This window comes from Actinoallomurus oryzae (assembly GCF_039541955.1).
GTDB classification, from domain to species: domain Bacteria; phylum Actinomycetota; class Actinomycetes; order Streptosporangiales; family Streptosporangiaceae; genus Actinoallomurus; species Actinoallomurus oryzae.
In genome coordinates this window covers 205060-231127 of sequence record NZ_BAABHF010000054.1, presented here as the reverse complement: position 1 = coordinate 231127, position 26068 = coordinate 205060, and the positions used below count along the sequence as shown (strand labels likewise).

The following is a 26068-nucleotide window of genomic DNA, read 5'->3' as shown; positions in this document are numbered from 1 at the left end:
CGCGGATCAGCGCGTGTAGAGGTCGAGTACGGGCACGCCCGCCTTGTTGTAGTCGTTCTCGCACCGGTACTCGCGTGCCTGGTGCCGGCCGACGATGCTCTTGCCGGCGCCCTGGCAGGACGCGAGCGAGCGGTAGACCTTGACGAAGCGCCAGTTGTCGGTGCCCGCCATCGCGGCGGGCGCCAGCGCCGACGCGAGCACGCCCGCGCCGATGAATGACAGGACCAGTGTGCGAACCGTCATGTCAGTGACCTGCTTTCGTCGGGACCTGCCCTCCGCGCGGAGGCGTACGGGACAGGTCGGTGTGGATGGAGTTGAGAATCCAGGCGCCGAGCCGGTCGTGCGCGGCGGCCGACGGGTGGCCCGTGTCGTCGTAGACCTGGATGCCGGACACCTCGCGCGGGCAGACCTTCGCCGCGCTGCAGAGCTGACCGTGCAGGTCGAGCAGTGCGGCGTGGGCCGGGTTCCGGCGAACCGCCGCGTGGACGGCCGCGTTCATGGCGTCGGAGTTCGCCCGCGCCGCGTCGCTGTTGTCGACGACGGTCGGCAGGTAGACCCGCGCCCCGCCCGCGCTGAGGATCCCGATGGCCCGGTCGACCTGTGCGTCGAACCGGCGCCGGAAGTCCGGTCCGGTGATGGACTGGACCCCCGTGTGGCCGGGCAGCTGCTGGGAGTCCTGGCCGTCCCAGTAGCCGACCTCGAGCAGCACCGCCGTCGGGTGGTAGCGCGCGACGAGATCCCGCCAGCGTTCGGGCCAGCGGTTGCACCGGGCCGGCGCGGCGATCATCCGTCCCTGCCGGCGGATGCGGACCGGCTGCATCAGGCCGCAGCCGGGTTCACCCGCGTTCACCACGACGTTGCGCCGGTCCCGGTCGGCGTCGGCCGCGCCGACACCGAGGTTCCTCGCCCAGGAGTCACCGACCACGAGGAGCTTCACGCCCCGGACGCCCGGCGCGAGCGCGGCGCTCCCGAGCGGGACCGCCGCCCCGGCCGCGTCCGCGCCGCCGCCGCCTCCGCCGCCTCGCCGGGCGCCGTGCCCGGCACAGCCGCCCACTGCCAGGACGGCGGCCAGCAGGCCGGCACTCGAAATCGCGTGAAAGCGGCGCATGACACTCCCCGAGGCGCTGACATCTGCGCGTCCAAGGTACGGGAGGACCGATTTTCGCGGGCAAACGGCGCCAATGACGACGGTCAATCTCTTTTCAAATGAACGCGCCCGGCGTATGACCTGCTCTATGGGGGCTAAGGTCCCCCGCTGTGACCAGGAATTCAAGACCGGAAACAGCCCGAAAACGCCCGGAAAAAGCCGTGAAGCCGATGGCCGGGATGATCTCAGGACTCATGCTGGCGTGCTCGCTGCCGCTGCCGCTGGCGATCACGGCGTACGGCCCGCCCGCCTCGGCGCGCACGGACCCGCCGCCGCCGCACCACATGAACCTGCCGAAGCCCACGCCGCCCGGCGGCGACGCCCTCCCGTTCGTGGTCACGGGCTCCTCGACGGCCCCCTCCGCGAAGACCGTGGCCGTGATCGGCGACTCGGTGGCCCGCGACTACGCGTACTACCTCGCCCGGCGGCTCGGGCCGCACGGCGTGCGCGTCATCGACGGCGCGCTGTCGGGCTGCCCTGCGGGCACGCTGCCCTTCCTGTCCACCATGCATGGCATCACCAAGAAACTCCGGGGCGGCAATTGCCCGAAACTCGTGAAAACGAAGCAGAACGCCCTGGTGGCGAAATACGCCCCGCCGGTGATCCTGTGGCATTCGATCAGCGAGATGTGGGACATAGAGGGCGCCACGGGGAAAGTGCCATCGGGCTCGGAAGAATGGGGAAGAGAACTGATGGCGCAGTGGGACGGCACGCTCAGCCGGGTCGGCCGCGGCGGCGCCCGGATCGTGGTCATCCTGCCGCTCTGGTACGAGGGCTCGGCGCCGCGAAGGCTCGACGCCCCGGGGCCGAGCGTGGAGAAGCTACGCGACCTGTACACCCGCTGGGCGGCCCGGCACCGCGACAGGGTGTCGGTCGTCGACGTGGCGCCGCTGGTCTGCCCGGCCGGGCCGCCCTGCCGCCCGGTGAACGGCATCGACTTCCGGCCGGACACGACCCACTACGACGACCCCGGCGGCACGCGCGTCGCCGCCTACCTGACCGCCCACGTCCCCGCCCTCACCCGCCTCGACCGCTGAGGCGCCGACCGGACCTGCCGAGTGCGTACCAAGCGCCGGAACAGGGTTGGGCGTGGCGGCGTCGGCCGGTACCGTGCCGGAGGCCGTGATGTCACGCGAGGAGGTGAGACCCATGGTCGCTGTATCGGTGTGGGTGCTCCCCTCGTCGTCACGGCCGGGTGACTGACGTAGGGGTTGCCGGGTGCGCCTCTATGACAAAGGCACCCCCGAAAGGCGACGGCCACGCATTCACTCCACTTCACCGCCGAGACTTCGGCGAACGGCGTCCTCGAACGCGACTTCACCGTGGGAAGTCACCGGAGCCCTCTGGTCGCCCGCCACCTGGGCCGGCCCGACGCGGCACCGGCCTGACATGAAGGTGTCGGCACCCGGCCCGCACCCGCCGGGCGCCGATACCGCCGTCGCATCCGGCTCATCGCCTCCTGCGGCGGTCCTTCAGCACCTGGCGTACGACGTTGCGGCCCGGGACGCCGGTGACGCCTCCGCCGCCGTGTGTCGCCGAGCCGGCCTGGTACAGCCCGCTGATCGGGGTGCGCAGGTCCGCGTAGCCGGCCGCGGGCCGGGCGTGGAACATCTGGCCCGGGGTCAGCTCGCCGTGGAAGATGTTGCCGCCGATGAGGTGGTACTCGTGTTCCATGTCGTACGGGCCGATCACCTGGCGGTGCAGCACCGAGGACGTGAAGCCCGGTGCGACCGCCTCCATCCGGGCGATCACCCGGTCGGCGTAGGCCTCCAGTTCCGCTCGCGGCTGCGACGCGTGCCACGTGTGCGGCACCCACTGGGTGAACATCGACACGATGTGGTGGCCCTCCGGCGCGAGCGAGTCGTCGAACACGCTGGGGATGCAGACGTCGGCGAACGGCAGCGCCGCGGGACGCCCGGCGACCGCGTCCTGGAAGGCGCCCTCGACGTCGTCCAGCGACTCGGCCAGCACGATCGTGCCGCCGTGCGCCTCGGGGTCGAAGCCGTCGACGCCGCGGAACGCCGGGGGCCGGTCCACCGCCAGGTTGATCTTGACGGTGCCGCTGCGGGTCCGCCAGCGCTCGATGTCGGCGACGAAGTCCTCCGGCAGGTCGCCGCGGTCGAGCAGCCGCAGGAACGCGATGGCCGGGTGGGTCGTGGTGATGACGGTGCGCGCGGCAAGCTCCTCGCCGGACTCCAGCGTGACACCGGTGACCTGCCCGCCGGCGACGCCGATCCGGGCCACCGGCGCGGACGTGCGGATCTCCGCGCCGAAGTTGCGCGCCGCCGCCGCGAGGGCCTTGGTCACCCCGCCCATGCCGCCGCGCGGGAACCCCCACGTGGTCTCGCCGACGTGGTGGTGGAGCATGACGTACGCGGTGCCGGCCGAGCGCGGCCCCGCCCACGTGCCGATCACCCCGCTGACCGACAGCACGCCCCGCATCGCGTCGGACTCGAACCGGTCCTCGACCAGGTCGGCGATGCTGTCGGTGAGGATCCGGGTGACATCGACGGCCGAGCGCACGTCGAGGTTCTTCAGCACGCGCAGCAGCCGGGCCTGACCGAGGAGGTCGGCGGGACGGCGCGAGCCGAGCCTGGGCGGGATCCGTTCGAGGAGCGGGCCGAGCACGCCGCCCAGCTCGCCCATCCACGCGTCCCAGCGCTCGTACGCCGCGGCGTCCTTGGGGGAGAACCGGCCGATCTCCTCTCGCCGCCGCGCCGGATCGTCGGGCAGCCGCAGGTGGCCGCCGTCGGCGCGCGGCGCGAAGTAGGGGCCCTGCGGGTAGACGTGGTACCCGTGGCGGTCCAGCCGCAGGTCGCGGATCAGCGCGGGAGGAAGCAGGCTGACCACGTACGACAGGGACGTGACCGTGTAGTCGGGGCCGAACGGGTGCTCGCTCACCGCCGCGCCGCCCACCACGTCGCGCGCCTCGCAGACGCACACCGTCAGGCCCGCCTTGGCGAGGTACGCGGCGGCGACGAGGCCGTTGTGCCCGCCACCGACCACCAGAACGTCGTACACCGGCGACTCCTCGCTGATTCGTCGATCAGTGTCGATCGTCGCTCGCGCGGCCGGGAGACACAAGACGATCAGGGGAAGGCGCCGTGGTCGCCACGCCCGGCGACCACGGCGCCCTCCGGCACCGCGGCTCAGAGGCGGACCGGAACCCGGGCGAAGGTTCCGGCAGGTCTCAGGCCAGCGTCCGGCACATGTTCTCCACGTCCGCGTGCCGGTCCTTGATGTCGCGGGTGCCGTCCGGCCGGATCGTGTACCAGGACCGGCCGTGCACGACGTAATAGCCCGCCGGGTAGGCCTTGTTGCCGATCGGGATGCCGATCGCCACGCCCTGGCCGAAGTACCAGATCGCCCCGCCGTTCTGCATGTTCACGACCCGGCCGTAGCCGGACACGTCGCGGACGGCCGACTTGCCGTTGGCGGTGTTGGTGAGGCGGATCACGAGCGGTCCGCGGAACTCCTGGATCCTCGGTGACCCGTCCGGAAAGGTCGCGTCGGTTCGGACCTCCTCCTCATCCTGGACGATGTCGGCGTGGACGGTGAAGGAGCATCGGCCGACGGCGTCGAAGGGCTGGGTCCGGTACGGCACCCAGCCGTCATTTCCACCGGTGGCCCCGGCGACCGGGGCTCCCAGGACGACGGTGATTCCGGCGACGGCGGCGATGGTGGATAGTCTGCGCATTGCCTGCCTTTCGGGAGAGCTTTCCGCGCATCGTCGTCTCGCCCGTCCCGGGGGCGCCATGGTTTAGACCCAGGGCGAAAGGTCGCGAAAGTGCTTCGACTGCGCTTCACCGCAGAGGACCTGATGAACGTCCGGTTCGCCGACCGGCCGGCTCCGCTGCTGGAGCTGGGAATGGCGGTCGCCACCTATCAGCGCGACGACGCCGTGTTCGCGAGCTGGACCCGCCGTACGCGCCTGACCGGCGAGGCGCGGGCGCTGCTGGAGCTGATCCCGCCCGGGGCGAACGGACCGCTGTTCATCGACCCCTGCAGCGAGGGCCTGGAGGACGGGCTGGAGACGGTCCTGTCCACGCCGCCGGGCTACGCGCGGGCCGAGCTCATGCGCACGACCCGGCCGACACCGTGGGTCAGGAGACTGGCCGGCCTCGACCGGGAAGCGTGGCGGCTCCTCGAGAACGCATTGCGGCGTGCCCATGACACGGTGATCGCGCCGGACCGGGAGCGGGTCCGCGCGAGCTTCGACGCCGATCTCGCCTGGCGGCGGACGCAGCTCGCCGAGCGGGGCGTGGCCTCGGCCCTGGCGAGCCTGTACCCCGGCTCCCGCTGGAACGGCACCACGCTGGAGATCGAGGTGCCCGAGGACTCCGCGCACGCGCCGGCCGGCCGCGGCCTGACGCTGATGCCGTCGGTGTTCTGGACCGGCCGGCCGATGATCGGCCGGCACTCCGACGGGTCGATGCTGCTGCTCTACCCGGCGCTCACGCCGCTGCCGCTGGTCGACGTCAAGGCCCGCGACGCGCTCGCCGCGCTGCTCGGCCGTACCCGCGCGGCGATCCTCTCATCGGTCACCGAGGGACGGACGACGAGCGAGCTCGCGGCCGAGCTGGGGGTCAGTGCCGCGTCCGTGTCGTCGCACACCAAGACGCTGCGCGGCGCGGGCCTGATCGTCACGCTCCGTACGGGCAAGGCGGTGAACCACGTGGCCACACCGCTGGGAATGCGTCTTCTGCGCGAGCACTGAGCGCGGCGCCCGGCCCCTACAACCGGACGATCATCTTGCCGAGGTTCTCGCCCCGCAGCATGGCGAGGAACGCGTCGACGGCGTGGTCGATGCCGTCGACGAAGGTCTCCTCGAAGGTGATCTTCCCGTCGCGGATCCAGCCGCCCACGTCGCGGATGAAGTCGCCGTACCGGTCGGCCCAGTCCGTGACGATGAATCCCTTGAGGGTGCCCCGCTTGCCCACGAGCAGGGCGAGGTTGCGCGGGCCGGGCGGCGGCTCGGTCGCGTTGTACACCGAGATCGCGCCGCACAGCGCGGCCCGGCCGCCCTGGTTGAACGCGCCGATCGCGGCCTCGAGGTGGTCGCCGCCGACGTTGTCGAAGTAGACGTCGACGCCGTCGGGCGCGCTGTCGGCCAGCAGCCGGTGCACCGGGCCGGACTTGTAGTTGAACGCGGCGTCGAAGCCGAGACGGCCGGTGAGGTAGGCGACCTTCTCGTCCGAGCCCGCGCTGCCGATCACGCGCCGGGCGCCCTTGATCCGGGCGATCTGCCCGGCCATCGAACCGACCGCGCCCGCGGCGCCGGAGACGAAGACGGCGTCGCCCTCCCTCATCTCGGCGACGTGCAGCAGCCCGACGTACGCCGTCATGGCGGGCATGCCGAGCGCGCCCAGGTACGCCGACAGCGGGACGCCCTCGACCGGGGTCAGCCGCCGGAACCGGCGCGCCGGGCCCCGCGCGTGCTCGCGCCAGCCGAAGTCGTGCAGGACCACGTCGCCCTCGGCCAGGTCGGGGGAGCGGGACGCGACGACCTCGCCGACGGCACCGCCGGTCATCACCTCGCCCAGCCGGTACGGCGGCACGTAGGACTTGACGTCGTTCATCCGGCCGCGCATGTACGGGTCGACCGACATGAACAGGTTGCGTACGAGCACCTCGCCGTCATCCGGCTCGGGGCGTTCGACCTCGACGAGAGCGAAGTCGTCGGCCGTCGGCCAGCCCTGCGGGCGCGCCGTGAGATGGACCTCGCGCGTCTTCACCGTGTCTACTCCTCGCGTGGGCGTCGGGAAAAACCCTAGTCGCCGCACGCGAGGAGACGTTCACCCGGGCCGCCGTCGCGCCCGGGCGGGAGCGCCTACTGCCGGCGGCCGACGCCGCAGAGCATCCAGACCGAGTCCGCGTCCGCGGCCGGCGCGTCCGGGCGCCACTGCGGCAGGAACACCAGGCCTGGCTCGACCAGGTCGTACCCGTCGAAGAGGGAACCGATCTCCTTCGGCGTGCGCAGGATGGCCGGGGACGTCGCGCGAGCCTTGTACACGTCCGCGGCGGCCGCGGCGCCGTCGGTGTTCTGCTCCGGCGAGGTGATGTGGGACAGCGCGAGATGGCTGCCGGGCACGGAACGGTCGCGGAAGGCCGCCACCAAGCCGTACGGGTCCTCCTCGTCGGCGATGAAGTGCAGCACCGACATGAACAGCACGGCGACCGGCTCCTTGAAGTCGATCAGCCGGTGCAGGTCCGGGTGGTCCAGGATCGGGCCCGGGTCGCGCATGTCCGCCTCGATGACCGCCGTGGTGCCGTCGGAGGGCAGCAGCGCGTGCGCGTGGGCGCGCACGATCGGGTCGTTGTCGACGTAGACCACGCGCGCGGACGGGTCGACGGCCTGGGCGACCTCGTGCACGTTGCCCTGGGTCGGCAGCCCGGTGCCGACGTCGATGAACTGACGGATGCCCGCCTCGGCGGCGAGATAGCGCACCGCCCGGCCGAGGAACTTCCGGTTCTCCTGCGCCAGGACGCGGACCTCGGGGGCCGCGCTGAGCACCTGTTCGGCCGCTTCCCGGTCGACGGCGAAATTGTCCTTGCCGCCGAGGTAGTAGTCGTACATCCGGGCCGGAGTCGGCCGATCGGTGCGCAGATCCGGGATTGTGGAACGTTCGTCGGGCATGTAAGGAGCGTACTGTATTTCCCCCGCGAATCTCCGGAGCGACGCGTTGCGTTGCGACGGCAAGGCATCGGCAATAAAGGTCTTTGCGGTGTATTGCGGGAAATGTTCGGCTTTCGGGTAGCGGGCCGTGGAGAACGGGCGGAGGCCGTGCCCGTCGAACGCCGAGGCTCCGGCGAAAACCGGCTGCCGTCCGGCCTCCGGGCCGCCATGCTGGAGGCGTGGGACACAGGACGGGGACGCGCTGGGCGGCGTTGATCGCCGGGACGGCGTGCGTCGCCGGCGGGATCGCTCTGGGGTCCGGTCCGTACCACGATCGCCAGGCGTTCGAGAAGGCCGGCTACTGCGGCGCCGTCGCGCGGGACGACTGTGTGACGCGGATGGACATGACGGTGGTGTCGCGTTCCACCTACACGACCGAGGATCCCGACCCCGACCCGCCCCAGCAGCCACCTCCACCGCCGCCGCCCCCGGCGCCCGGCCCCTTCCGCTGGGGCCCGTCGATCGCGGCGCTGCCGGTGGACCCGATCGTGGCGGCCCTGCCGGTGGGCCGGGTCGTGGCGGCCCTGCCGATGTCGCAGACCACGCACTACCGGCTGACCGTGCGCACCGCGGACGGCGAACGCCACACGTTCGAGGTCGACCACACCATGTACGCCACGGCGCGCGCGGGAACCCGCGGCACGGCCGAGGTCTGGCACGGCCGTATCTCGCGGCTCCGGATCGGCTCCCACAGCGACGACGAGTGGTCGTACTGGTCGCTGGGGTTCGCCTGGGTGATCGGCTGGATCGGCGTGATGCTGATCATCGCCTTCGCCCTGCCGCTCCCCGACTCGGCGACGTTCCCCGCCGTCTTCGCCTGGTGGATGGGTGTCGTCCTGTTCGCCGGCCTGCACACGTGGCCTCCGGCACTCTGGGTGATACCACTGGCCGTCGGCGGCGTGTTCCTGCTGTACCGCGTGTGCGTCGCGGTCGCGCGCTGACGGCGGCGCCGGACGGCTCGGCAGAACGGACGCCCGCCGGCACTCGCGAGACCGGCCCCCGCCGTGGCCAGCGTACGGGGCGGTTGCCAACGGACGCGGGCGGTTCCATGCTGATGCCGTAGCAGCGAGTCGCCTCCGGAGGTGCCGCCGTGGGTGAGGCCACCCCGACGCTGATCGGCTCGGTGCGGCGCGCGCTCCATCTGCTCGACGCGGTGTGCGCCAGCGAGCGGCCCGCCACGGCCAAGCGGCTCGCGCACGCGCTCGACCTGCCGCTCCCCACCGTCTACCACCTGCTGCGGACCCTCGTGTACGAGGGCTACCTGCGCAAGCTCGACGACGGGTACGTGCTCGGCGGCCGGGCGAACGGCCTGCGGCAGGGCAACGCGCGGCAGGCCGCCGTCGGCCGCGCGCGGCCCATGCTCGCGCACCTGCGCGACGAGATGCGCGCGGCGGCCTACCTGTCCTCCTACGAGGACGGCGAGGTCGTGCTCGTGGACGTCGTCGACGGTCCCGGTGCGGAGTGCGTCGACCTGTGGGTCGGCATGCGCGACGCCGCGCACGCCACCGCGTTCGGCAAGTGCATCCTGTCCTGTCTGGACAAGCCGTGCCGCGACGACTACCTGGCGCGGCACGAACTCGCCGACCTGACCCCCCGTACGGTCACCGATCGCCGCGTGCTCGAACGGGCCCTCGGCGCGCGGCCGCCGTACGCCGTCGACCGCGAGGAGTACCTCCTCGGCACCGCGTGTGTCGCGGCGCCCGTGCGCGCGCCCGGGTTCGTCGGCGCGATCGCCATCTCGGTGCCGGTCCGCCGGTTCGCCTCGTCGGTGGCCGACGCCGACCGGCTCGGGCGGATCGCGCGCCGCATCGCCCGCGCCGTCGCGCTCTGAGCCCCTATCACCATCTGAAATCCACGACGTTGCCCGAGGCCCGGCGCCCGATGGACAGTGGCCGGGAGACGCCAGGGAGGCCCGCATGGACGATCAGCTCAGGCTGGATCTCCACCGGATGATGGTGCTGATCCGCACGTTCGAGGAGGCGATCCTCCGCGAGTACCACGCGGACAAGAAGCCGGCGTTCGACATCGGCGCGGGCGCCATTCCGGGGGAGATGCACCTGTCCGCCGGGCAGGAGCCCGCCGCGGCCGGGATCTGCGCCCACCTCACCGCCGGCGACGCGGTGACCGCGACGCACCGGCCGCACCACTTCGCCATCGCCCACGGCGTCGACCTGCGTGCGATGACGGCGGAGATCTTCGGGCGCGTCGGCGGGCTCGGGCGCGGGCGGGGCGGGCACATGCACCTGTTCGACCCGGCCACGCACTTCTCCTGCTCCGGCATCATCGCCGAGGGCTATCCGCCGGCCCTCGGGCAGGCGCTGGCGTTCCGGCGCCGCGGCACCGACCGGATCGCGGTCGCCGTCACCGGTGAGGGCGCGGCGAACCAGGGTGCCTTCCACGAGTCGCTCAACCTCGCGGCCCTGTGGAGGCTGCCCGTCGTGTTCGTCGTCGAGGACAACGACTGGGGCATCTCCGTACCCCGCAGCGCCTCCACGTGCATCACCTCCAACGCCGACCGCGCCGCCGGGTACGGCATGCCGGGGGAGCGGGTCGAGGACAACTCCGTCGAGGCCGTGTACGAGGCCGCCGGCCGGGCCGTCGAACGGGCCCGCGCGGGGCACGGGCCCAGCCTCATCGAGGTGCACACACTGCGGTTGTGGGGGCACTTCGAGGGCGACGCGCAGGCGTACCGCTCTGACCTGGAAGGCGTCCCGGGGCGCGACCCGATCCCGACGTACGAGGCGGCGCTGCGCGAGCGCGGCCTGCTCGACGACACGGGGATCGAGCAGGCGCGGAAGGCGGCGAGCGAACGCGTCGAGGACGCGATCGCGTTCGCCCGCGCCAGTGCCGAGCCGGATCCGGCGACCGCCCGTGACCATGTTTTCGCCCGTTAGGAGAGACCATGACGCTCACCGGCGCGACGACCCGGCGCCTCACCACGGCCAAGGCGATGGTCGAGGGGATCGCCCAGGAGATGGAGCGCGACCCGGACGTCTTCGTCCTCGGCGAGGACGTCGGCGCGTACGGCGGCATCTTCGGCTCCACGACCGGCCTGCTCGAACGCTTCGGGCCCGAGCGCGTGCTGGACACGCCCATCTCCGAGACCGCCTTCATCGGCACCGCCGTCGGCGCGGCGGTCGAGGGCATGCGGCCGATCGTCGAGCTGATGTTCGCCGACTTCTTCGGCGTCTGCATGGACCAGATCTACAACCACATGGCCAAGATCCATTTTGAGAGCGGCGGGAACGTGCGGGTGCCGATGGTGCTGACCACGGCGGTCGGCGGCGGCTACTCCGACGGCGCCCAGCACTCCCAGTGCCTGTGGGGGACCTTCGCCCACCTGCCCGGCATGAAGGTCGTCGTGCCCAGCACGCCGGCGGACGCCAAAGGCCTGATGATCGCCGCGATCCGCGACGACGATCCGGTCGTCTACATGTTCCACAAGGGGATCATGGGCCTGCCGTGGATGGCGAAGAACCCGCGCTCGGTCGAGCCCGTCCCGGAGGAGCCGTACGAGGTGGAGATCGGCCGGGCGCGCGTCGTACGGCCGGGCACGGACGTGACGGTCGTGACGCTGTCGCTGTCGGTCCACCACGCGCTCGACGTGGCCGGCGAACTCGCCGCCGAGGGCGTCGACTGCGAGGTCATCGACCTACGCGGCCTCGTACCGCTGGACACCGGGACGATCCTGGAGTCGGTCGGCCGCACAGGCCGCCTGGTCGTGGTCGATGAGGACTACCTGTCCTACGGCCTGTCGGGTGAGATCGTCGCCCGCGTGGCGGAGGCGGACCCGTCGCTGCTACGCGCCCCCGCCGCCCGCGTGGCGGTCCCGGACGTGCCGATCCCGTACGCGCGGTCGCTGGAGTACGCGGTCCTGCCGACCCGGTCCCGGATCCGCGCGGCGATTCTGCGTACGGCGGGCCGATGACCGACGTCCTGTTCCCCCCGGTCGGCGACGCGGACGCGGAGGGCGTCCTCGCGACCTGGTTCGTGCACGACGGCGAACGCGTGAACGAGGGCGCGCTGATCGCCGAGGTCGCCGTGGACAAGGTGGACCTGGAGCTCACCGCGCCCGCCACCGGCGTGATCCATCTCCTGGCCGGGGAGGGCGACGTCAGGCGGCGGGGCGCGGTGATCGCCCGGATCGAGTAGCCGCCGGTCAGGCGAACGCGGCGCGGTGGTCGTGGACCCACGTGACGAACGCGCGGGGCGGCCGGCCGAGGATCCGCTCGACGTCGTCGGTCAGCGTCGCGTTGCCGCCGGCGGCGACGAGGCGCGCGCCGCCGACCGCGCTCTCGACGAACACCGGGTCCAGGCCGGCGCCGCGCAGACGGTCGCGGTACTCCTCCGGCGACAGCTCGGCGGTCGCGACCGTACGGCCGAGGGCCTCGCCGAGCCGCGCGGCCAGGTCCGGCACGCTCAGCGCCTCCGGGCCGGTCAGCGTGTGGACGTGCCCGTCGAGGTCCGGCGAGGTCAGGGCCCGTGCGGCGACCTCGGCGACGTCGCGGGGGTCGACGACGCCCTGGGCGCCCTCGCCCATCGGGTTCGGGACCGGCGCGCCGGAGCGGATCGCCGCGGCCCAGCCCAGCACGTTGGAGGCGAAGCTGGACGGCCGCAGGATCGCCCACGCCAGGCCGCTCGACCGTACGGCCCGCTCTCCGGGGAGATGCCAGTCGCCGACGCCCGGGTGGTCGCCCGTGCCGATCGCCGACAGCTTGACCACCCTGCGCGCGCCCGCCTCCCGCGCCGCGGCGAGGATCGCCTCGTCGTGCCGTTCCACCCAGGGCCCCGGCGCGCTCAGCATGAACACCGCCTCGGCGCCCTTCGCCGCGTCCGCCAGCGACGACGGGTCGTCGAAGTCTCCCCGTACGACCTCGACGCCGGCGGGCGGCGACGCCGCCTTGGCGGGGTCGCGCGTCATCGCACGCGTCCGCGCACCGCCGGCCGCCAGCAGCCGGACCACTTCTCTGCCGATGGTGCCCGTGGCACCCGTGACCAGGATCATGGCCACCACGCTGCCAGCACCCGTACCGGCCGTTCTTGGAAAAATCGGCGGTACCGTCTGGCCATGGCCAGTGCGTTGATCGAGGAAGCCCACGACCTCAGCGGCGGCGCCGGCGACCCGCTCGTGCACCTCCCGGACACCGCCACCGCGCTGGTGTTCCGCACGAGGGCGGACGGCCGCGGTGACCTGGTCGTGGTGGGTCCGCGCACCCGGGCGGCCTACTTCGCCGGCAAGGACCTGGCGGTCTGCGTCCGGGTGCGGCTGCGGCCCGGTACGGCCCGGCCGCTGCTGGGGGTGCCGATCAGCGCGCTGGTGGACCGGACGACGCCGCTCGCCGAGCTGTGGGGCGGCGCCGCCGTCCGCCTCGAACGCCGGCTGACCCGCCTCGACGGCGACCGCCGCCTCATCCTGGAGCAGCTGGAGACGGCCCTGGACGCCCGGATGCGCGGCCCGGCCGTTCGCGACGGACTGGTCGGCGCCGCCGCCATGGCGTTGTCCGCCCGGGGGCGGGAGCGCCTGAGCGACCTCGCCCCGCGGATGGGCGTCAGCGAACGCCACCTCCGCGACCTGCTCACCGAGGACGCCGGGCTCACGCCCAAGTCCTTCGCCCGCATCGCCCGCCTCCGCGACGCGCTCGCCCATGGCGGTCGTTCCTCGGGCCTGGCCCAGCTCGCAGCGGCCACCGGCTACTACGACCAGTCCCACATGACCGCGGAGTTTCGCAGCCTGATGGGCGTGCCTCCCGGAGCGTTCTTCGCCGGCCGCCTCCCCGCCCTCCAACGCTGCTGAGAGCCGCCGAACGGGCGGGGGTGTTTCCCCGTCCGCATGGACACCATCGGCGATCGTCGCGAAGCTGGATCGGGCGCGCGTTCGGAGCGCGAGCCGCGCCATGGCCCGATACGGGTTCGCCGAATGGTGCGGGAGGCTGACCGTGACCGTGGGCCTGGACGGCCGGCCGCCGTACGTCGCGAGGTTCCGGCGCACCGCCATCGCCGCGATGATCCTCGAGGGCGCCGCCCGGCCCGGTTGCGGGCGGCGATGCGCGCGCACGCTCCCGGCGTCCCCATCGTCGAGAAGCGCTCCGACGCCTACCACGATCTCGTCGGCTGGCGTGCCGGCCGGGACCTGATCGAACGCCGGAACGCCGGCGAGCCGTTCTGGTGACATCAATGGTGACTGTTGCCGACAACCGATGGCAAATCGTTCATCCAGAAGTCCTTCCCTTTCCTCGTAATCCGGTTTAGCGTCCCCGGTGCGCGAATCGACTCCCTGGATTCCCCGCTGCCCTCGGGAGGCTTGATGTCGTTCCACCGAATCGCTCGCCGGGCCGTTACCGCCGTTTCGGCCGCCGTTCTGGCGGTGACGGCCTGGCCCGGAGCCCCGGCGCGTTCCGACGCCGTGTCCGCGGCCCAGACGACCGTCGTCGGACTGCACAACGCCTACAACAAGGCGGACTTCCCCTACCTGGCGCAGGCGCTCGACGCGGGCGCCTCCATGGTCGAACTGGACGCGTGGGACGACATCTTCACCCGTGAGTGGAAGGTCAGCCACGACAAGCCGACCAGCAACGACAACAACTGCGTCGACGCTTCGAGTTCCGCCGACATCTATTCCGGCAGTGCCAACAAAGACCTCGGCTCGTGCCTGGACGACATCAAGTACTGGCTCGCCGCGCATCCCACCCAGGGGCCCGTCTTCGTCAAGGTGGAGCTGAAGGCCGGTTTCCAGAACAATTACGGGATGGGGCCGAGCGCATTCGACGCCGTGCTGAACTCCCATCTCGGAGACACCCTCTTCCGGCCCGCCGACCTGCTCGGATCCCACGCGACCCTCGACGAGGCCGCGACGGCGAACGCCTGGCCGAGCCGGTCCGCGCTGGTCGGCAAGGTCATCGTGTACGTCATCCCCGGCACGGTCGAGCTGGCCAACCCGACCGACCGGCTGCACACGGACGTCGAGTACGCCACATACCTGAAGAACCTCAAGGCGGCCGGGAATCTCCGGACCGCCACGACCTTCCCCGCCGTGCTCGGCGCGCTGACCGGAGACCCTCGCGCGCAGTACACCGACGCGAGCATCCGGCCGTGGTTCGTGGTCTTCGACGGCGACGCCGCGACCTACGTGAGCGGAGTCGACACCTCCTGGTACGACACGAACCACTACCTGCTGACGATGACCGACGCCCACAACGTGCCACCGGCCCTGTCCGACACCGACCCGCCGGTGGCGGACGCCAAGGACCGGGTCGCCGAGCTGGCCGGCGACCACGCGAGCATCGTGTCGTGCGACTGGTACGGCCTGCCGTCCGTGATGTCGGAAGTCCTGCCGCGCGGCTGACGAGATGAAAGACCTCCCGGCGCGGACACGCGCCGGGAGGTCTCGCGTATGTGGCTCGGTCGCCGCCGGAGGCGAGGTCGAGTGACGTGCGGGGAAACGCGGCGGCGGGCGGGGGAGTCCCCGCCCGCCGCCAGGTCGTTCCGCTCCTAAGGAGTCAGGCGCAGGACCTGGGGGTCGTGGTCGCTCGTCTGTCCGGTGTACTCGGCGTTGATGTGGACCACCTGGTACCGCACCCCGCGTACGCCGGGGCTCACCAGGATGTGGTCGAGCACCTCGGAGATGCCGTCGAACACGTAGGTGTACTGCTCGTCCCGGGGCAGCGTGCTGATCAGGTCGGTGAGGATCGGCCGGCCGTGGCCGGTGGGCGAGCCGGTCCGCAGGACGGACAGCGCCGGGCTGAACTGGTAGTCGTTCAGGTCGCCGAGCACCACCACGTTCGCCTTCCGGTCCACCTTCTGGATCTGGCCGACGAAGTCGTGCACCGCCGTGGCCTGGGCCGCGCGCTGTTCGGCCGACGCCTGCGCGGGGTACTGGAAGCGGCCGTCCGCGTTCTGGTCGCCCAGCTTGGAGTCGAAGTGGTTGGCGATGACGAACACCGGCTCGTTGCGGAAGCGGAACTCGCCCGCGAGCGGCTTGCGGCTGGCGTTCCACGCCGCGTCGGCCGGGTCCACGCGGCCCGGCGACAGGCTGAGCGCCGGCCTGCCCTTGATCTTCTGCACCGCCGTCGGGGCGGTCGAGCGGTTCACCGAGGACGAGCCACGGTCGACGAACGACACCCGCGCCGGGTTGAACAGGAACACCACCCGGATGTTGCCGCCGGGCTGCCCGCCGTCCTGGTCGTCGACCGGGTCGATCTCCCGCCAGTCGTACTTCGGCCCGCCCGCCGCGACGATCGCGGCGGTCAGCTTGGTCAGGGTCTGGTCGGCCGCCACGACGCCGTCATCGGTGGCGCCGGTGTTGTCCTGCACCTCCTCGACCGCGACGATGTCGGGCTTCGCCAGGTTCGTCACGACGCCCTGGGCCAGTCGCGTGAACTTGGCGGCCGGGTCGCCGGGCGCGAGGTTCTCCACGTTGTACGTCGCGACCGCGAGCTGCTTACGGCTCTGCGGCGTGGCGACGACGGGAGGCAGGTTCTTGTGCCGGACGGTGCCGACCTGGGTCGCGGCGATCGTGTAACCGCCGTACAGCGAGTAGTCGACCGGTCCGGCGGTCGCGCCCTGGAAGACGTCGCCGACCGAGACGCCCGGGCTGCTCCCGTCCACCGGGACGACCTCGACCCGGCCGGACGGCACGGCGTTCTCGGCGCGCAGCTCGGTGCCGCCGCGGTACGTCGGCGCCTGTGACGGCTTGGTCGTGACGTACTGCTCGCCGTAGTCGTTGGAGGGACCGACCACGCGGGCGTCGTCGACCTCGACGCGCATGCCCTCGCGCGACTCCCAGAAGTCCAGCGCCGAACGGCCCGGCGTGACCGGCGTCGACTCGATGTTCGCCCCGCCGAGATCCGGAGCGTACGCCGACGGCACCGTGGAGGGCGTGATGACCTCTGCGGCCGGCAGGGCGTTGCCGTGGGACAGGACGCTCACCGACGCGCCGCTGATCTCGGTCACCGACAGGTTCGAGGTCTTCTGGACCGTGTCGCCGCTCGCGAGCGGGTAGTAGTCCTTGACCGTGCCCGAGACGAGGACGGAGTCGCCGACCACCACGCCGGGCGAGGTGGAGTAGACGAACAGGCCCTCGCTGGTGGCCGGGTCCGCGTCCGGCGTGGGGTCCTGGATCCAGTAGCCGCGGCTGCTGCCCGCCGTACGGATCGCGGTCACCACGCCGGGCACGTTCGTGACGTGCTCGTTGCCGTGCGGGGAGAGCCAGCCCGCGCCCTGGATGTCGTGGATGCGCAGCGGGCCGGGCTCGCCGCCTCCACCGTCCCCTTCGCCTCCGCCGGTGTTGGCGGCGCCGGGCGTCGGGTCGCCCGCGGTGAAGTCGGCGGAGTTGTCGTCGCTGTCCGCCTTGCCGGAGCGTTGCACGGAGGCGGTGTTGGACGCGCCCGCGGCCGGGGCCGTCTCCCGCAGCGCCGCCGTGCCGTAGCCGACCAGGTCGGCCGAGGCACTCTGGCAGCTCGCCGGGTCCGCGCAGGTCAGCGCCGTGGTGCCGGAGACGAGCGCGACCGTGCCGGAGGTGGCGGACATCGCGATGCCGCCGCTCGCCTGCGTCGTCGGCAGTGCCTGGGTGCCGCCGGCGCCCTTCGCCTCGCCGACCAGGTAGAAGCCGCCCGGGGCGATCGAACCGCTGAGCGGGGTGACCTGCCACGTGCCGGTCGCGCCACCGGAGTGGTACTGGACCGACCAGCCGTCGAGGCTCACCGCGGCGTCGCTCCGGTTCGTGAGCTCGATGAAGTCGTTGGTGTAGGTGGCGCCCGAGTTCCCTCCGCCGCCGTACACCTCGTTGATCACCACCGACGTCGCCGGCGTTGCGGACGCCGGTGCGTCGCCGCCGGCGACCAGCGCGGCGAGCACGAGACCGCAGACGGCGGTACCCGCGGTCGCCCGCGTCAGCCCGGGCAAGACATGGACGCGCAAGAGATCCTCCGATGACCGTTTTATGTCGGTCACCCATGATGGTGGGCGAATGACCGCGACGAAATGGCGCGCCGGCGTATTTCTCGCCAACGGCCGGGATACGGCGGCTCCTGCCGTAACGGCCGGTCAGGCGTCCGGAAAGCGCAGCGTGAGCGCGTGGATACGAAGGTGCCGGAGAGTGAGGGAACCCGCCCAACGGACACGCCGAGGACCGGCGACTTCTGCCGACGCGGCCACCGCCCCGCCTCCGCTACGCCCGGGGCCGTCGCGCCGTCCCGCGAGGTGGCCGGAAGCGGCCGGTGCCTCTCCCGCGGTGGGCCCGCGCGCCGCTTTCCCGGTCGCCATGGGCGAGCGGGAGCCGGAGGGGTACAACGACGGCGAGCCGTCGTACGTGGCCATGTCCATGGTCCGCGCACGTCGCGGCGGCGCGGCACCGATCGGCACCCGCGGGACGCCGGGGCGGGGGCGCGGCGCGCGACGGATGACGGAAACGAACAGAGACCCGCGCGGAGCCTCCGTCGCGGTCGGCACGAATAACGAGAACGGACACAGAAATGACGACATTCACCCTCAATGAGGAGGCGGCGCGTGACTGGGTGACAAGTCTGGTGATGGCCTATGAGCTCGCCGAGATGAATGGCGGAGCCGACGATCCGGTGGCCGTGTCGATGCCGCAGATCGGCATGGACTGGCACCCTCGCGAACCAGGTCAGGAGGACGCCGTCGCCTCTCTGGTGCGCTGCGCCCAGGTCCAGAGCGGAATTCTGGTGCCCGCGGAGAACGCCGAAGTGGCGCTGGAATTCGTCGACGACGGAGATGACTGGAGCTATCGCTTCTTGCTCCATGTCCGGGCGCCGGTGCCGGTCACGCTCGTGTCGCCGCCCAGAGAGGTTCATCGCATCGGGGAGGACTCCGCCTCCGGGGTCGACGCGGCCGTCGCGATTCTCCGTGAGGCGGCACTGGTCGCGGGAGACCTGCGGGAGCGGCTGGAATCGTTCGCCGAGGCGGTCGCCCGGCGGTACCCGGGCGAGACCGGCCCCGGGAGGGCGGGCGCGCGCGAGGCTCAGGCGCGCGCCGACCTGAACTGACGCTCGGCGGCGGGGTGCGGGAGGGTCCGGCGGAAAAACCGGACGAACGGGCGCTCGCCGACCTGGCCTCGGGGTGCCTGCCGCTCCTCTACAACATCGTCGCGGCGGACTGGGACGGGCGACCCGCGCCGCTGTGGCGCAAGCGGTTCGCCCGGCACATCCGTGGGTGCACGGGCTGCTCCGACCGGTCCTCGGATCTGATCCCGGCCGAACGGCTGCTGGCCTCCCTGCCGCTCGTCCCCGTACCCCTGGAGCTCGCGCACGCGAGCCCCGGCGCGTACGCACGTCTGAGTGGCACCCGCGTGCGGCACGTCGTGAAGGCGCGGAGCCTGCCGGTCAGCTTCGCCGCTACGTGCGGGCGGTGTACGCGCGCTACCACAAGCCGATCCGGCTGACGGAGTTCGCGCTGGTCCGCTTCGGCACGCCCAAGGTGTACCCCTCGGGGCGGCAGCAGGCGGCCTTCAGGAAGGCCGCGACCGCGATGCTCGCGGGCCTGCGCGGCGTCGAACGCCACGCCTGGTTCGCCCTGCCGGCCACCAAAGACGGCGGCACGGGGCTGTTCACCGCGGCGGGCGCGCCGACGGCCGTCGGCCGGGCCTTCCAGGGCCTGCCGCGCACCGCCCCCTGACCGCCGCCGGAGAGCTCACGCCGTGCCGCCTGACGCGCTCGCTTAGTACGCCTCCGGACCTGTGTCCAGCCCCGTGTCCGCTTTTGGCCGTGACGAGAGTCTTTAACCGTTACGGATTGACCGCTTTGTGGCTAAGGATCACGATGCCGGAGGTTGACAACGTTGTCATTAATCGAAAGGGGAGCACATGAGGCGACCGGCGGCGCGCCTGGCGACCGCGGTGGCACTCGCCACGGCAGCGGTCCTCGGCAGCGGCCTTCCCGCCATGGCGCAGGGCCCGAAACCTTCACCCAGCACCGGATCCCAGCTTCACAACGCCCGTACGGTCACCTGCGCCAAGGCGGCCGACGGGCGTCTGATCGACTGTCCGAAACCCTTGAGCGCCAAGGCCCTGCCGAAGGCCGCCAAGGACACCTCGACCCTCGCGTCCGTGAGCGACCCCGCGACGCTCGTCGACACGCGTACCTGGACGACCGGCGGCGGCAACACCTTCCCCGGCGCCGACGTGCCGTACGGGATGATCCAGTGGAGTCCCGACACCATGCCGCACCGGAACGCGGGCGGCGGTTACAACTACGGCGACGAGCAGCTCACCGGCTACAGCCTCACGCACGTCAGCGGCCCCGGCTGCGGCGCGGCCCAGGACGTGCCGATCCTGCCGATCACCGGTGACCTGCCGAGCGGCGACCCCAACGACGCCACCACCGCGTTCACCAACGCCGGGGAGGTCGCTCAGGCCGGGTACTACTCGGCGCAGAGCAACCTGCCCGACACCATCACCACGCAACTGACCGAGACGCCGCACAGCGCGATGGGGCGCTTCACCTTCCCCTCCACCACGCAGGCCGGCTTCCTCATCAAGCTGATGGACAGCCAGAACCCCGTCTCGGCCACCAGCGGCCAGATCGTCGGCGACAACGAGATCAAGGGCTCGGAGACGAGCGGCGGTTTCTGCGGCGACTCGCACCCGTACACGGTCTACTTCGACATCGTCTTCGACCACCCGTTCACCACGTCGAAGGTGATCACGGGATCGGGTTCGAGCCCACAGGCGGTGTCGGTCGGGTTCGACGCCACCAAGACCCCGACGGTCCAGGCGAAGGTCGGCATCTCGTACGTGAGCGCCGACAACGCGAACCTGAACTGGCGTACGGAGAACCCGGGCTGGAACTTCGACGCGGTCAAGAAGGCCGCGCAGAGGTCCTGGAACACCCTGCTGGGCCGGATCAAGGTCTCCGGCGGCCAGGCGTCGACCACGCAGGAGTTCTACAGCCTGCTGTACAAGGACTTCCTCCAGCCGAACATCACCAGCGACGTCAACGGCCAGTTCATGGGCTCCGACGTCAAGGTGCACTCGGTGTCGGGGCGTCAGAAGCAGCAGTACGGCATGTACTCCGGCTGGGACACCTACCACTCGCTCGCCCAGCTCCAGGCGATGCTGACGCCGAAGGAGGCCGGCGACCAGGCGCAGTCCCAGGTCAACTACTACGCCGAGAACGGCATCATCCAGCAGTGGGGCTACCTGCATCTGGACAACTGGGTGATGGCCGGCGACCCGGGCACGGCCCTGATCGCCGACTACTACGCGTTCGGCGCGAAGGACTTCGACACCAAGACGGCGCTGGCCGACATGCTCAAACAGGCCTTCTCGGTCAACGACGTACGGCCGGGTGAGGCGCTGGAGGAGCAGTACGGCTACATGCCCGAAGACGGGACGTACGGCTGCTGCAACCCGCACGCCCAGGTGTCCTCGCTCCTGGAGTACGACAACGCGGACTTCGCGCTGTCGCGCTTCGCGGCGTCACTCGGCGACTCCGCCAACGCGGCGAAGCTGCAGGACCGGGCGAACAACTGGGCGAACGTCTTCAACACCTCGACGGGCCTGCTGACGCCGCGCCTGAAGAACGGCGCGTTCCTGAGCGGCATCACGCCGTCGACGACCAGCCACTACATCGAGGGAAGCGCGGAGGAGTACCTGTGGGACGTGCCGAACGACTACGCCGGTCTGTTCTCGCTCCTGGGCGGCCCGTCGAAGGTCAAGCCGGCGCTGCGCAAGTTCCTGTCCCGGCCGGACGGGTACGGCGAGTACGCCCAGCTGTCCAACGAGTTCAGCTTCGGTGAGCAGTACGCCCTGGACTACGCGAACGACCCGGCCGGGGCTCAGCAGGCCGCCAACACCCTGCGGTACGGCCTCTACCTGCCCGGTCCGTCCGGTCTGCCGGACAACGACGATCTGGGAGCCAACAGCTCCGCGTTCGTCTGGGCGATGCTGGGGATGTACCCGGAGAACCCGGGCAGCGACACGCTGGTCTTCGGCAGCCCCGGCTTCCCCAAGGCCACCATCTCGCTGCCCAGCGGGAAGACCATCACGATCAACGCTCCGGGCGCCTCGCCGTCGGAGTACTACGTCAAGTCCATGAAGATCAACGGAAGGGCGAACAGCAAGCTGTACGTGCCCTTCTCGACGCTGGCCAAGGGCGCGACGCTCGACTGGAAGATGAGCACCGCGGAGACGTCCTGGGGGACCGGGGCGGAGAATGCCCCGCCGTCGTACGGCCCGACGTTCGCCGCCACCGGCTCGGCGAGCCCGTCGTCCCTGATCCTCTCGCCGGGCGAGTCGTCGAAGACGACGCTGAAGGTCACGTCGGTCGCCTCGGCCGACCAGCAGGTGCAGTGGACCGCCTCGGCGCCGTCGGGGGTCACGGTCAGCCCGTCGAGCGGGACGCTCAAGGTGTCACCGGACGGCAGCGCGAGCGCGGACGTGTCCGTGGCGGCCGGCGACGTCGACGGGAACTATCCGGTGAAGTTCACGCTGACCAGCGCGGCGGGGAAGATCCTCCCGGTGTCGCTGTCGGTCATCGTGGCCAAGCCGGGCGACCTGGGCCCGTTCTTCGACAACACCGGCATCAGCGACGACAGCGCCACCTCCTCGGCGAACTATGACGGCGGGGGCTGGAGCTACTCCGAGCAGGCACTGACCGCGGCGGGCCTGGCGCCCGGCGCCTCGGTGACGGCGGGCGGGCTCACCTACACGTGGCCCGACACTCCGGCCGGCAAACCGGACAACATCACGGTGGGCGGCCAGACCGTCCCGGTGAGCGCCCCCGCGGGAGCGACGAAGCTGGGCTTCCTGGGCAGCGCGTACAACGCGGGCACGGACGGCTCGACCGGCACGGCGACGATCACGTACACGGACGGGTCGACGTCCACCGCCTCGTTCGGCTTCAGCGACTGGACGCTGTCGGCGGGCAGCGGTACTCCGCAGTTCGGCAACGTGATCGCGGCGAGCGCCGCGTACCGCAACCACACGAGCGGAAAGGACAACGTCAAGACGTACGTCTTCGCCCAGACCATCCCGATCAGCAGTGGAAAGACGGTGGCGAGTGTGACGCTGCCGCCGTCCCTGAGCCGGGGCTCGATCGGCATCTTCGCCATCGCGGCCGGCTGACCCGGTAAGTCGCGAGGCCGGGGCCGTCACGGCCCCGGCCTCTTTTCATGCCGTCGACCGAGACGCCGTCGATCGAGGCGCCGTCGCCCGGCGAAGCCGAGGTCGGCCGGGCCGAAAAGTCGATCTTGACGAGGACCATAACGGATATGTATAACAAGCATGCATTTTTACCGCTGAGGATTCATACAGGCAGGAGAACCCAGTGCCCAATCTCCGTCGAGGAGCGGCGCTCGCGCTCGCCACAGGAGCCGTACTCGCCACCACGTCTCTGCTCCCCGGCAGTGCCGCCATGGCGGCCTCGTCACCGATCGCGGCGTGCGGCGGCGGCTCGTACCACGTCATCGACTCGCACGACCTGGGCAAGGCCACCATCTACCTGATGTACAACGGCAGCACCAACTGCGTCGTCACCTGGAAGGACAGCTCGAACACCCTTTTCGTCACCGCCAACATCAAGGCGGCGGGCGACGACTACTACCAGGAGGACGCGGGTCACTACTCGTACTACGCGGGTCCGGTGAAGCGCTCCGCCGCGGGGAAGTGCATCACGTGGGGCGGGGTGTACGACATGAGCAGCTATCAGTCCGGCTGGGAGCACTGCGGCTGACCGTACCCCGACGTCATCGGCGGGCGGGCAGGGCGCGCCCTGCCCGCCTTCTCGGTTCGGGGAGTCGCTGCCGGTGACGCCGACGGATGGCTCAGCGGTCCGAGCCGCCGCCGTTGCCCAGATGCCGGACTCCGCGCGGAGTGAGGAGCTTGCGCACCCCGCCGAGCAGCGCGTCCGCCACGAGGGCGAGCACCGCGACCCACAGAGCCGCCGCGATCACGCCGGAGAGGCCGTAGGCGACCTGGTTGAGGATGATGTCGCCCAGACCGCCGCCGCCGGCGACCGCGGCCAGCGTGGCGCTGGAGATGACGTACACCACCGCGATGCGGATACCGGTGAACAGCACGGGCAGCGCGAGGGGCAACTCGATGCGGAACAGGATCTGCCACGAGGTGAGACCCATGCCACGAGCCGCCCGTACGAGGTCGGTGTCCACCTGCTCCACGGCGAGGTAGGCGTTGGTGAGGATGGGCGGCACCGCCATGATCACCAATGCGACGAGGACGTTGGTGAACCCGATGCCGAGCAGGCCGAGGAAGATGGCGATGAGCGCGAGGCTGGGCAGCGCGCGTCCCACGTTGGAGACGCTGATCGCGATGAAGCCTCCCTTGCGCCGGTGACCGAGCCAGACGCCCAGCGGCGCGGCGATGACCAGCGCGACCGCGAACGCCGCCGCGGAGAGCACGAGATGGCTCCAGGCCTTGCCGAGCAGCAGGCCGAGATGCCCGCCCATGAAGGTGAAGCTGTCGAGGAAGGTGTGCATCAGACGGCCCTCCGCGCGTGAGTCCACGGGGTGAGCAGGCGGCCGACGAGGACGATCAGACCGTCCGCGGCGAGCGCGAGCGCGACGGCGAGGGCGCCGGCGGCCACGAACTGGGTGTTGAAGGGCGACTGCAGACCCTGCAGGATCGGCGACCCGAGTCCCTGGTCGATGATGAACGCCGCGATCTCGACCGTGCTGATCGTCGTGACGGTCGCGACGCGCAGGCCGCTGAGGATCGAGGGGATCGCCAGGGGGAGTTCGATCCGCAGCAGGATCTGCCGGCGCGTCAGCCCCATCCCCTCACCGACGCGCCGGACGTCGGGCGGCACCTCGCGAAGGCCGGTCAGGGTGTTCTTGAACAGCACCATGAGCGTGTAGGCGACCAGCGCGATCTCCACGGTGAGCACGGAGACGCCGGTGCCCGGCACGAGCAGCTCGAACAGCGCCAGCGGCGGGATCGTGTACAGGAACGCGGTGAACCCGCCGACCGGCCGTTCCAGCCAGCCCTTGAAGTGGGCCAGCAGGGCCGCCGCGAAGGCCAGGACGAAACCGATTCCCACCGCCATGACGGTGAGCCGTACGTGCTCGACCAGCGCGGGCCAGAACACGCTGTCCCAGTTGGCGGTGAACCAGTCGGCGCAGAAGAAGCCGTTGTCCTGGACGCAGCGGCTGACGTGCCCGAAGTCGGGGATCACCGGATGGGGTCCGGCGGCGAGGATCATGCGACCTCCCCGTCGGCCGGGCCGGCGTCCGCTTCGGCCCGGTGGTCCTCGTCCGGCGACGGCCGGCCGGCCTCCGCGCGGATGAGGTCGAGGGTCACGGTGCCGACGACGCGTCCGTCGCCGTCCGCGACGGGCAGCCGGTCCGCACTGGACGCCATCAGAGCGGACAGGGCCGTGTGGAGGGTCTCCGTGGCCGCGAGCGGCGCCGTGTCCGGTGCGGCGCCCGCGGGTTCCAGCGCGAGGTCGGCCAGACGCCGCAGGGTGAGCGCCTTCAGCCCCCGGTCGGCTCCGACGAAGCGAGCGACGAAGTCGTCGACGGGAGCGGTGAGAATCCGTTCGGGCGTGTCGTACTGCACCAGATGGCCGCCCTCGCGGAAGATCGCGATGCGATCGCCCATCTTGACCGCCTCGTCCATGTCATGGCTGACGAAGAGGGTGGTCTTGCGGACCTGCTCGTGCAGCCGCAGGAACTCATCCTGAATGCGCTCGCGGGTGATCGGGTCGAGCGCGCCGAAGGGTTCGTCCATGAGCATCACCGGCGGGTCCGCGGCGAGCGCCCGTGCGATGCCCACCCGCTGGCGCTGCCCGCCCGACAGCTGAGCCGGATAGCGGCCGCCGTACTCCCGGGGCGGGAGCCCGACGAGGTCGAGCAGTTCGCGCACGCGGTCGCGGACGCGGTCGCGCTTCCAGCCGAGGACCTGCGGCACGGTGGCCACGTTCTCCTCGATGGTCATGTGCGGGAACAGCCCGATCTGCTGGATGACGTAGCCGATGCGGCGGCGCAGGCCCGTGGCGTCCTGCTCACCCACGCTGACGCCGTCGATGCGGATGTCACCCGAGGTCAGCTCGACCAGACGGTTGACCATGGTCAGAGCGGTCGTCTTGCCGCTGCCGGAGGGGCCGAGCAGCACGCAGATCTCTCCGGCCGGTACTGTCATCGACAGTCCGTCCACGGCGGGGCCCGGGGCGCCCCGGTACACCTTGGTCGCCCGGTCGAAGACGATCTCGGCCGCGCTGTGCCCTTGGTTCGCCATCAGGTCCTCTCCGTTCGTACGTCCGTCGGCAGGCGCGAGA

At 71.4% G+C, this 26068-nt stretch carries 26 protein-coding genes; 15 read left to right on the top strand and 11 right to left on the bottom strand.

Features of this window, described 5'->3' with window-relative positions; genetic code table 11:
- Positions 1–6 precede the first annotated feature (6 nt).
- Positions 7–243: a hypothetical protein gene (locus ABEA10_RS43800; RefSeq protein ID WP_345474455.1), complete on the bottom strand. Its 237-nt coding sequence runs from the start codon at positions 241–243 to the stop codon at positions 7–9.
- Between the two features lies 1 nt (position 244).
- Positions 245–1108, bottom strand: coding sequence for a DUF459 domain-containing protein (locus ABEA10_RS43795; RefSeq protein ID WP_345474452.1), 864 nt, complete (start codon positions 1106–1108; stop codon positions 245–247).
- A gap of 218 nt (positions 1109–1326) precedes the next feature.
- On the opposite strand from ABEA10_RS43795, the gene ABEA10_RS43790 reads away from it, so the two are divergent.
- Positions 1327–2184 carry an SGNH hydrolase domain-containing protein gene (locus ABEA10_RS43790; protein ID WP_345474450.1) on the top strand — a complete coding sequence of 286 codons (858 nt, stop codon included), beginning with the start codon at positions 1327–1329 and terminating at the stop codon, positions 2182–2184.
- Positions 2185–2596: 412 nt separating this feature from the next.
- Here ABEA10_RS43790 and ABEA10_RS43785 read toward each other — a convergent pair whose 3' ends face one another.
- Positions 2597–4168: a phytoene desaturase family protein gene (locus ABEA10_RS43785; protein WP_345474448.1), complete on the bottom strand. Its 1572-nt coding sequence runs from the start codon at positions 4166–4168 to the stop codon at positions 2597–2599.
- Positions 4169–4337: 169 nt separating this feature from the next.
- The gene (locus ABEA10_RS43780; protein WP_345474446.1) at positions 4338–4844 is read right to left on the bottom strand and encodes a hypothetical protein; all 507 of its coding nucleotides are present in this window, start codon (positions 4842–4844) and stop codon (positions 4338–4340) included.
- 90 nt (positions 4845–4934) lie between these two features.
- Here ABEA10_RS43780 and ABEA10_RS43775 point away from each other — a divergent pair, with 90 nt between their 5' ends.
- Positions 4935–5864, top strand: coding sequence for an ArsR/SmtB family transcription factor (locus tag ABEA10_RS43775; RefSeq protein WP_345474444.1), 930 nt, complete (start codon positions 4935–4937; stop codon positions 5862–5864).
- Between the two features lie 16 nt (positions 5865–5880).
- On the opposite strand, the gene ABEA10_RS43770 is transcribed toward ABEA10_RS43775, so the two are convergent.
- The gene (locus ABEA10_RS43770) at positions 5881–6882 is read right to left on the bottom strand and encodes an NADP-dependent oxidoreductase (RefSeq protein WP_345474442.1); all 1002 of its coding nucleotides are present in this window, start codon (positions 6880–6882) and stop codon (positions 5881–5883) included.
- Positions 6883–6977: 95 nt separating this feature from the next.
- The gene (locus tag ABEA10_RS43765) at positions 6978–7784 is read right to left on the bottom strand and encodes an SAM-dependent methyltransferase (protein ID WP_345474440.1); all 807 of its coding nucleotides are present in this window, start codon (positions 7782–7784) and stop codon (positions 6978–6980) included.
- A gap of 218 nt (positions 7785–8002) precedes the next feature.
- On the opposite strand from ABEA10_RS43765, the gene ABEA10_RS43760 reads away from it, so the two are divergent.
- The 5 genes from ABEA10_RS43760 to ABEA10_RS43740 all read left to right on the top strand — a co-directional run bounded on the left by ABEA10_RS43760 (position 8003) and on the right by ABEA10_RS43740 (position 11975).
- A complete protein-coding gene (locus ABEA10_RS43760) occupies positions 8003–8764 on the top strand; it encodes a hypothetical protein (protein WP_345474438.1) in 762 nt (253 codons plus the stop codon).
- 149 nt (positions 8765–8913) lie between these two features.
- Complete coding sequence (locus ABEA10_RS43755; RefSeq protein ID WP_345474436.1) at positions 8914–9654, top strand: IclR family transcriptional regulator; 741 nt, start codon at positions 8914–8916, stop codon at positions 9652–9654.
- 85 nt (positions 9655–9739) lie between these two features.
- Positions 9740–10717, top strand: coding sequence for a thiamine pyrophosphate-dependent dehydrogenase E1 component subunit alpha (locus ABEA10_RS43750; RefSeq protein WP_345474434.1), 978 nt, complete (start codon positions 9740–9742; stop codon positions 10715–10717).
- Positions 10718–10725: 8 nt separating this feature from the next.
- On the top strand, positions 10726–11751 hold the full coding sequence (locus ABEA10_RS43745) for an alpha-ketoacid dehydrogenase subunit beta (RefSeq protein WP_329259387.1): 1026 nt from the start codon (positions 10726–10728) through the stop codon (positions 11749–11751).
- Positions 11748–11975 carry a biotin/lipoyl-containing protein gene (locus tag ABEA10_RS43740; RefSeq protein ID WP_345474430.1) on the top strand — a complete coding sequence of 76 codons (228 nt, stop codon included), beginning with the start codon at positions 11748–11750 and terminating at the stop codon, positions 11973–11975. The genes ABEA10_RS43745 and ABEA10_RS43740 overlap by 4 nt, the downstream gene beginning before the upstream one ends.
- Positions 11976–11982: 7 nt before the next feature.
- Here ABEA10_RS43740 and ABEA10_RS43735 read toward each other — a convergent pair whose 3' ends face one another.
- A complete protein-coding gene (locus ABEA10_RS43735) occupies positions 11983–12828 on the bottom strand; it encodes an NAD(P)H-binding protein (protein WP_345474428.1) in 846 nt (281 codons plus the stop codon).
- 63 nt (positions 12829–12891) lie between these two features.
- On the opposite strand from ABEA10_RS43735, the gene ABEA10_RS43730 reads away from it, so the two are divergent.
- The 3 genes from ABEA10_RS43730 (at position 12892) to ABEA10_RS43720 (ending at position 15165) form a co-directional block, all read left to right on the top strand.
- Complete coding sequence (locus ABEA10_RS43730) at positions 12892–13617, top strand: helix-turn-helix transcriptional regulator (protein ID WP_345474426.1); 726 nt, start codon at positions 12892–12894, stop codon at positions 13615–13617.
- Between the two features lie 249 nt (positions 13618–13866).
- Positions 13867–13992, top strand: a complete 126-nt coding sequence (locus tag ABEA10_RS43725) for a hypothetical protein (RefSeq protein ID WP_345474424.1) — start codon at positions 13867–13869, stop codon at positions 13990–13992.
- Between the two features lie 135 nt (positions 13993–14127).
- A complete protein-coding gene (locus tag ABEA10_RS43720) occupies positions 14128–15165 on the top strand; it encodes a phosphatidylinositol-specific phospholipase C domain-containing protein (protein ID WP_345474422.1) in 1038 nt (345 codons plus the stop codon).
- 146 nt (positions 15166–15311) lie between these two features.
- Here ABEA10_RS43720 and ABEA10_RS43715 read toward each other — a convergent pair whose 3' ends face one another.
- Positions 15312–17738, bottom strand: a complete 2427-nt coding sequence (locus ABEA10_RS43715) for a lamin tail domain-containing protein (protein WP_345474420.1) — start codon at positions 17736–17738, stop codon at positions 15312–15314.
- Between the two features lie 554 nt (positions 17739–18292).
- On the opposite strand from ABEA10_RS43715, the gene ABEA10_RS43710 reads away from it, so the two are divergent.
- The 5 genes from ABEA10_RS43710 to ABEA10_RS43690 all read left to right on the top strand — a co-directional run bounded on the left by ABEA10_RS43710 (position 18293) and on the right by ABEA10_RS43690 (position 23509).
- Positions 18293–18826, top strand: a complete 534-nt coding sequence (locus ABEA10_RS43710; RefSeq protein WP_345474418.1) for a hypothetical protein — start codon at positions 18293–18295, stop codon at positions 18824–18826.
- 14 nt (positions 18827–18840) lie between these two features.
- Positions 18841–19221: a hypothetical protein gene (locus tag ABEA10_RS43705; protein ID WP_345474417.1), complete on the top strand. Its 381-nt coding sequence runs from the start codon at positions 18841–18843 to the stop codon at positions 19219–19221.
- Entirely contained in the window at positions 19188–19454 is a 267-nt protein-coding gene (locus tag ABEA10_RS43700) for a glycosyl hydrolase (RefSeq protein ID WP_345474415.1), read from the top strand. Before ABEA10_RS43705 ends, ABEA10_RS43700 begins: the two co-directional genes overlap by 34 nt.
- Before the next feature lie 187 nt (positions 19455–19641).
- A complete protein-coding gene (locus ABEA10_RS43695; protein WP_345474413.1) occupies positions 19642–22902 on the top strand; it encodes a GH92 family glycosyl hydrolase in 3261 nt (1086 codons plus the stop codon).
- A gap of 202 nt (positions 22903–23104) precedes the next feature.
- Positions 23105–23509, top strand: coding sequence for a spore-associated protein A (locus ABEA10_RS43690; protein WP_345474410.1), 405 nt, complete (start codon positions 23105–23107; stop codon positions 23507–23509).
- A gap of 91 nt (positions 23510–23600) precedes the next feature.
- On the opposite strand, the gene ABEA10_RS43685 is transcribed toward ABEA10_RS43690, so the two are convergent.
- Genes ABEA10_RS43685 through ABEA10_RS43675 form a run of 3 tightly spaced genes read right to left on the bottom strand, consistent with a single transcriptional unit; the run spans position 23601 to position 26028 of the window.
- Positions 23601–24272 carry an ABC transporter permease gene (locus ABEA10_RS43685; RefSeq protein ID WP_345474409.1) on the bottom strand — a complete coding sequence of 224 codons (672 nt, stop codon included), beginning with the start codon at positions 24270–24272 and terminating at the stop codon, positions 23601–23603.
- Positions 24272–24994, bottom strand: coding sequence for an ABC transporter permease (locus ABEA10_RS43680; protein ID WP_345474407.1), 723 nt, complete (start codon positions 24992–24994; stop codon positions 24272–24274). Before ABEA10_RS43680 ends, ABEA10_RS43685 begins: the two co-directional genes overlap by 1 nt.
- Entirely contained in the window at positions 24991–26028 is a 1038-nt protein-coding gene (locus ABEA10_RS43675) for an ABC transporter ATP-binding protein (protein WP_345474405.1), read from the bottom strand. Before ABEA10_RS43675 ends, ABEA10_RS43680 begins: the two co-directional genes overlap by 4 nt.
- Positions 26029–26068 lie beyond the last annotated feature (40 nt).

Bases quoted from the DNA above. Each gene is read 5' to 3' on its own strand.
- ABEA10_RS43735 (WP_345474428.1), bottom strand. From the start codon at position 12,828: ATGATCCTGGTCACGGGTGCCACGGGCACCATCGGCAGAGAAGTGGTC.
- ABEA10_RS43745 (WP_329259387.1), top strand. From the start codon at position 10,726: ATGACGCTCACCGGCGCGACGACCCGGCGCCTCACCACGGCCAAGGCG.
- ABEA10_RS43790 (WP_345474450.1), top strand. From the start codon at position 1,327: ATGATCTCAGGACTCATGCTGGCGTGCTCGCTGCCGCTGCCGCTGGCG.
- ABEA10_RS43800 (WP_345474455.1), bottom strand. From the start codon at position 243: ATGACGGTTCGCACACTGGTCCTGTCATTCATCGGCGCGGGCGTGCTC.
- ABEA10_RS43680 (WP_345474407.1), bottom strand. From the start codon at position 24,994: ATGATCCTCGCCGCCGGACCCCATCCGGTGATCCCCGACTTCGGGCAC.
- ABEA10_RS43720 (WP_345474422.1), top strand. From the start codon at position 14,128: ATGTCGTTCCACCGAATCGCTCGCCGGGCCGTTACCGCCGTTTCGGCC.
- ABEA10_RS43695 (WP_345474413.1), top strand. From the start codon at position 19,642: ATGAGGCGACCGGCGGCGCGCCTGGCGACCGCGGTGGCACTCGCCACG.
- ABEA10_RS43795 (WP_345474452.1), bottom strand. From the start codon at position 1,108: ATGCGCCGCTTTCACGCGATTTCGAGTGCCGGCCTGCTGGCCGCCGTC.
- ABEA10_RS43730 (WP_345474426.1), top strand. From the start codon at position 12,892: ATGGCCAGTGCGTTGATCGAGGAAGCCCACGACCTCAGCGGCGGCGCC.
- ABEA10_RS43725 (WP_345474424.1), top strand. From the start codon at position 13,867: ATGCGCGCGCACGCTCCCGGCGTCCCCATCGTCGAGAAGCGCTCCGAC.
- ABEA10_RS43780 (WP_345474446.1), bottom strand. From the start codon at position 4,844: ATGCGCAGACTATCCACCATCGCCGCCGTCGCCGGAATCACCGTCGTC.
- ABEA10_RS43685 (WP_345474409.1), bottom strand. From the start codon at position 24,272: ATGCACACCTTCCTCGACAGCTTCACCTTCATGGGCGGGCATCTCGGC.
- ABEA10_RS43740 (WP_345474430.1), top strand. From the start codon at position 11,748: ATGACCGACGTCCTGTTCCCCCCGGTCGGCGACGCGGACGCGGAGGGC.
- ABEA10_RS43675 (WP_345474405.1), bottom strand. From the start codon at position 26,028: ATGGCGAACCAAGGGCACAGCGCGGCCGAGATCGTCTTCGACCGGGCG.
- ABEA10_RS43710 (WP_345474418.1), top strand. From the start codon at position 18,293: ATGACGACATTCACCCTCAATGAGGAGGCGGCGCGTGACTGGGTGACA.
- ABEA10_RS43750 (WP_345474434.1), top strand. From the start codon at position 9,740: ATGGACGATCAGCTCAGGCTGGATCTCCACCGGATGATGGTGCTGATC.
- ABEA10_RS43765 (WP_345474440.1), bottom strand. From the start codon at position 7,784: ATGCCCGACGAACGTTCCACAATCCCGGATCTGCGCACCGATCGGCCG.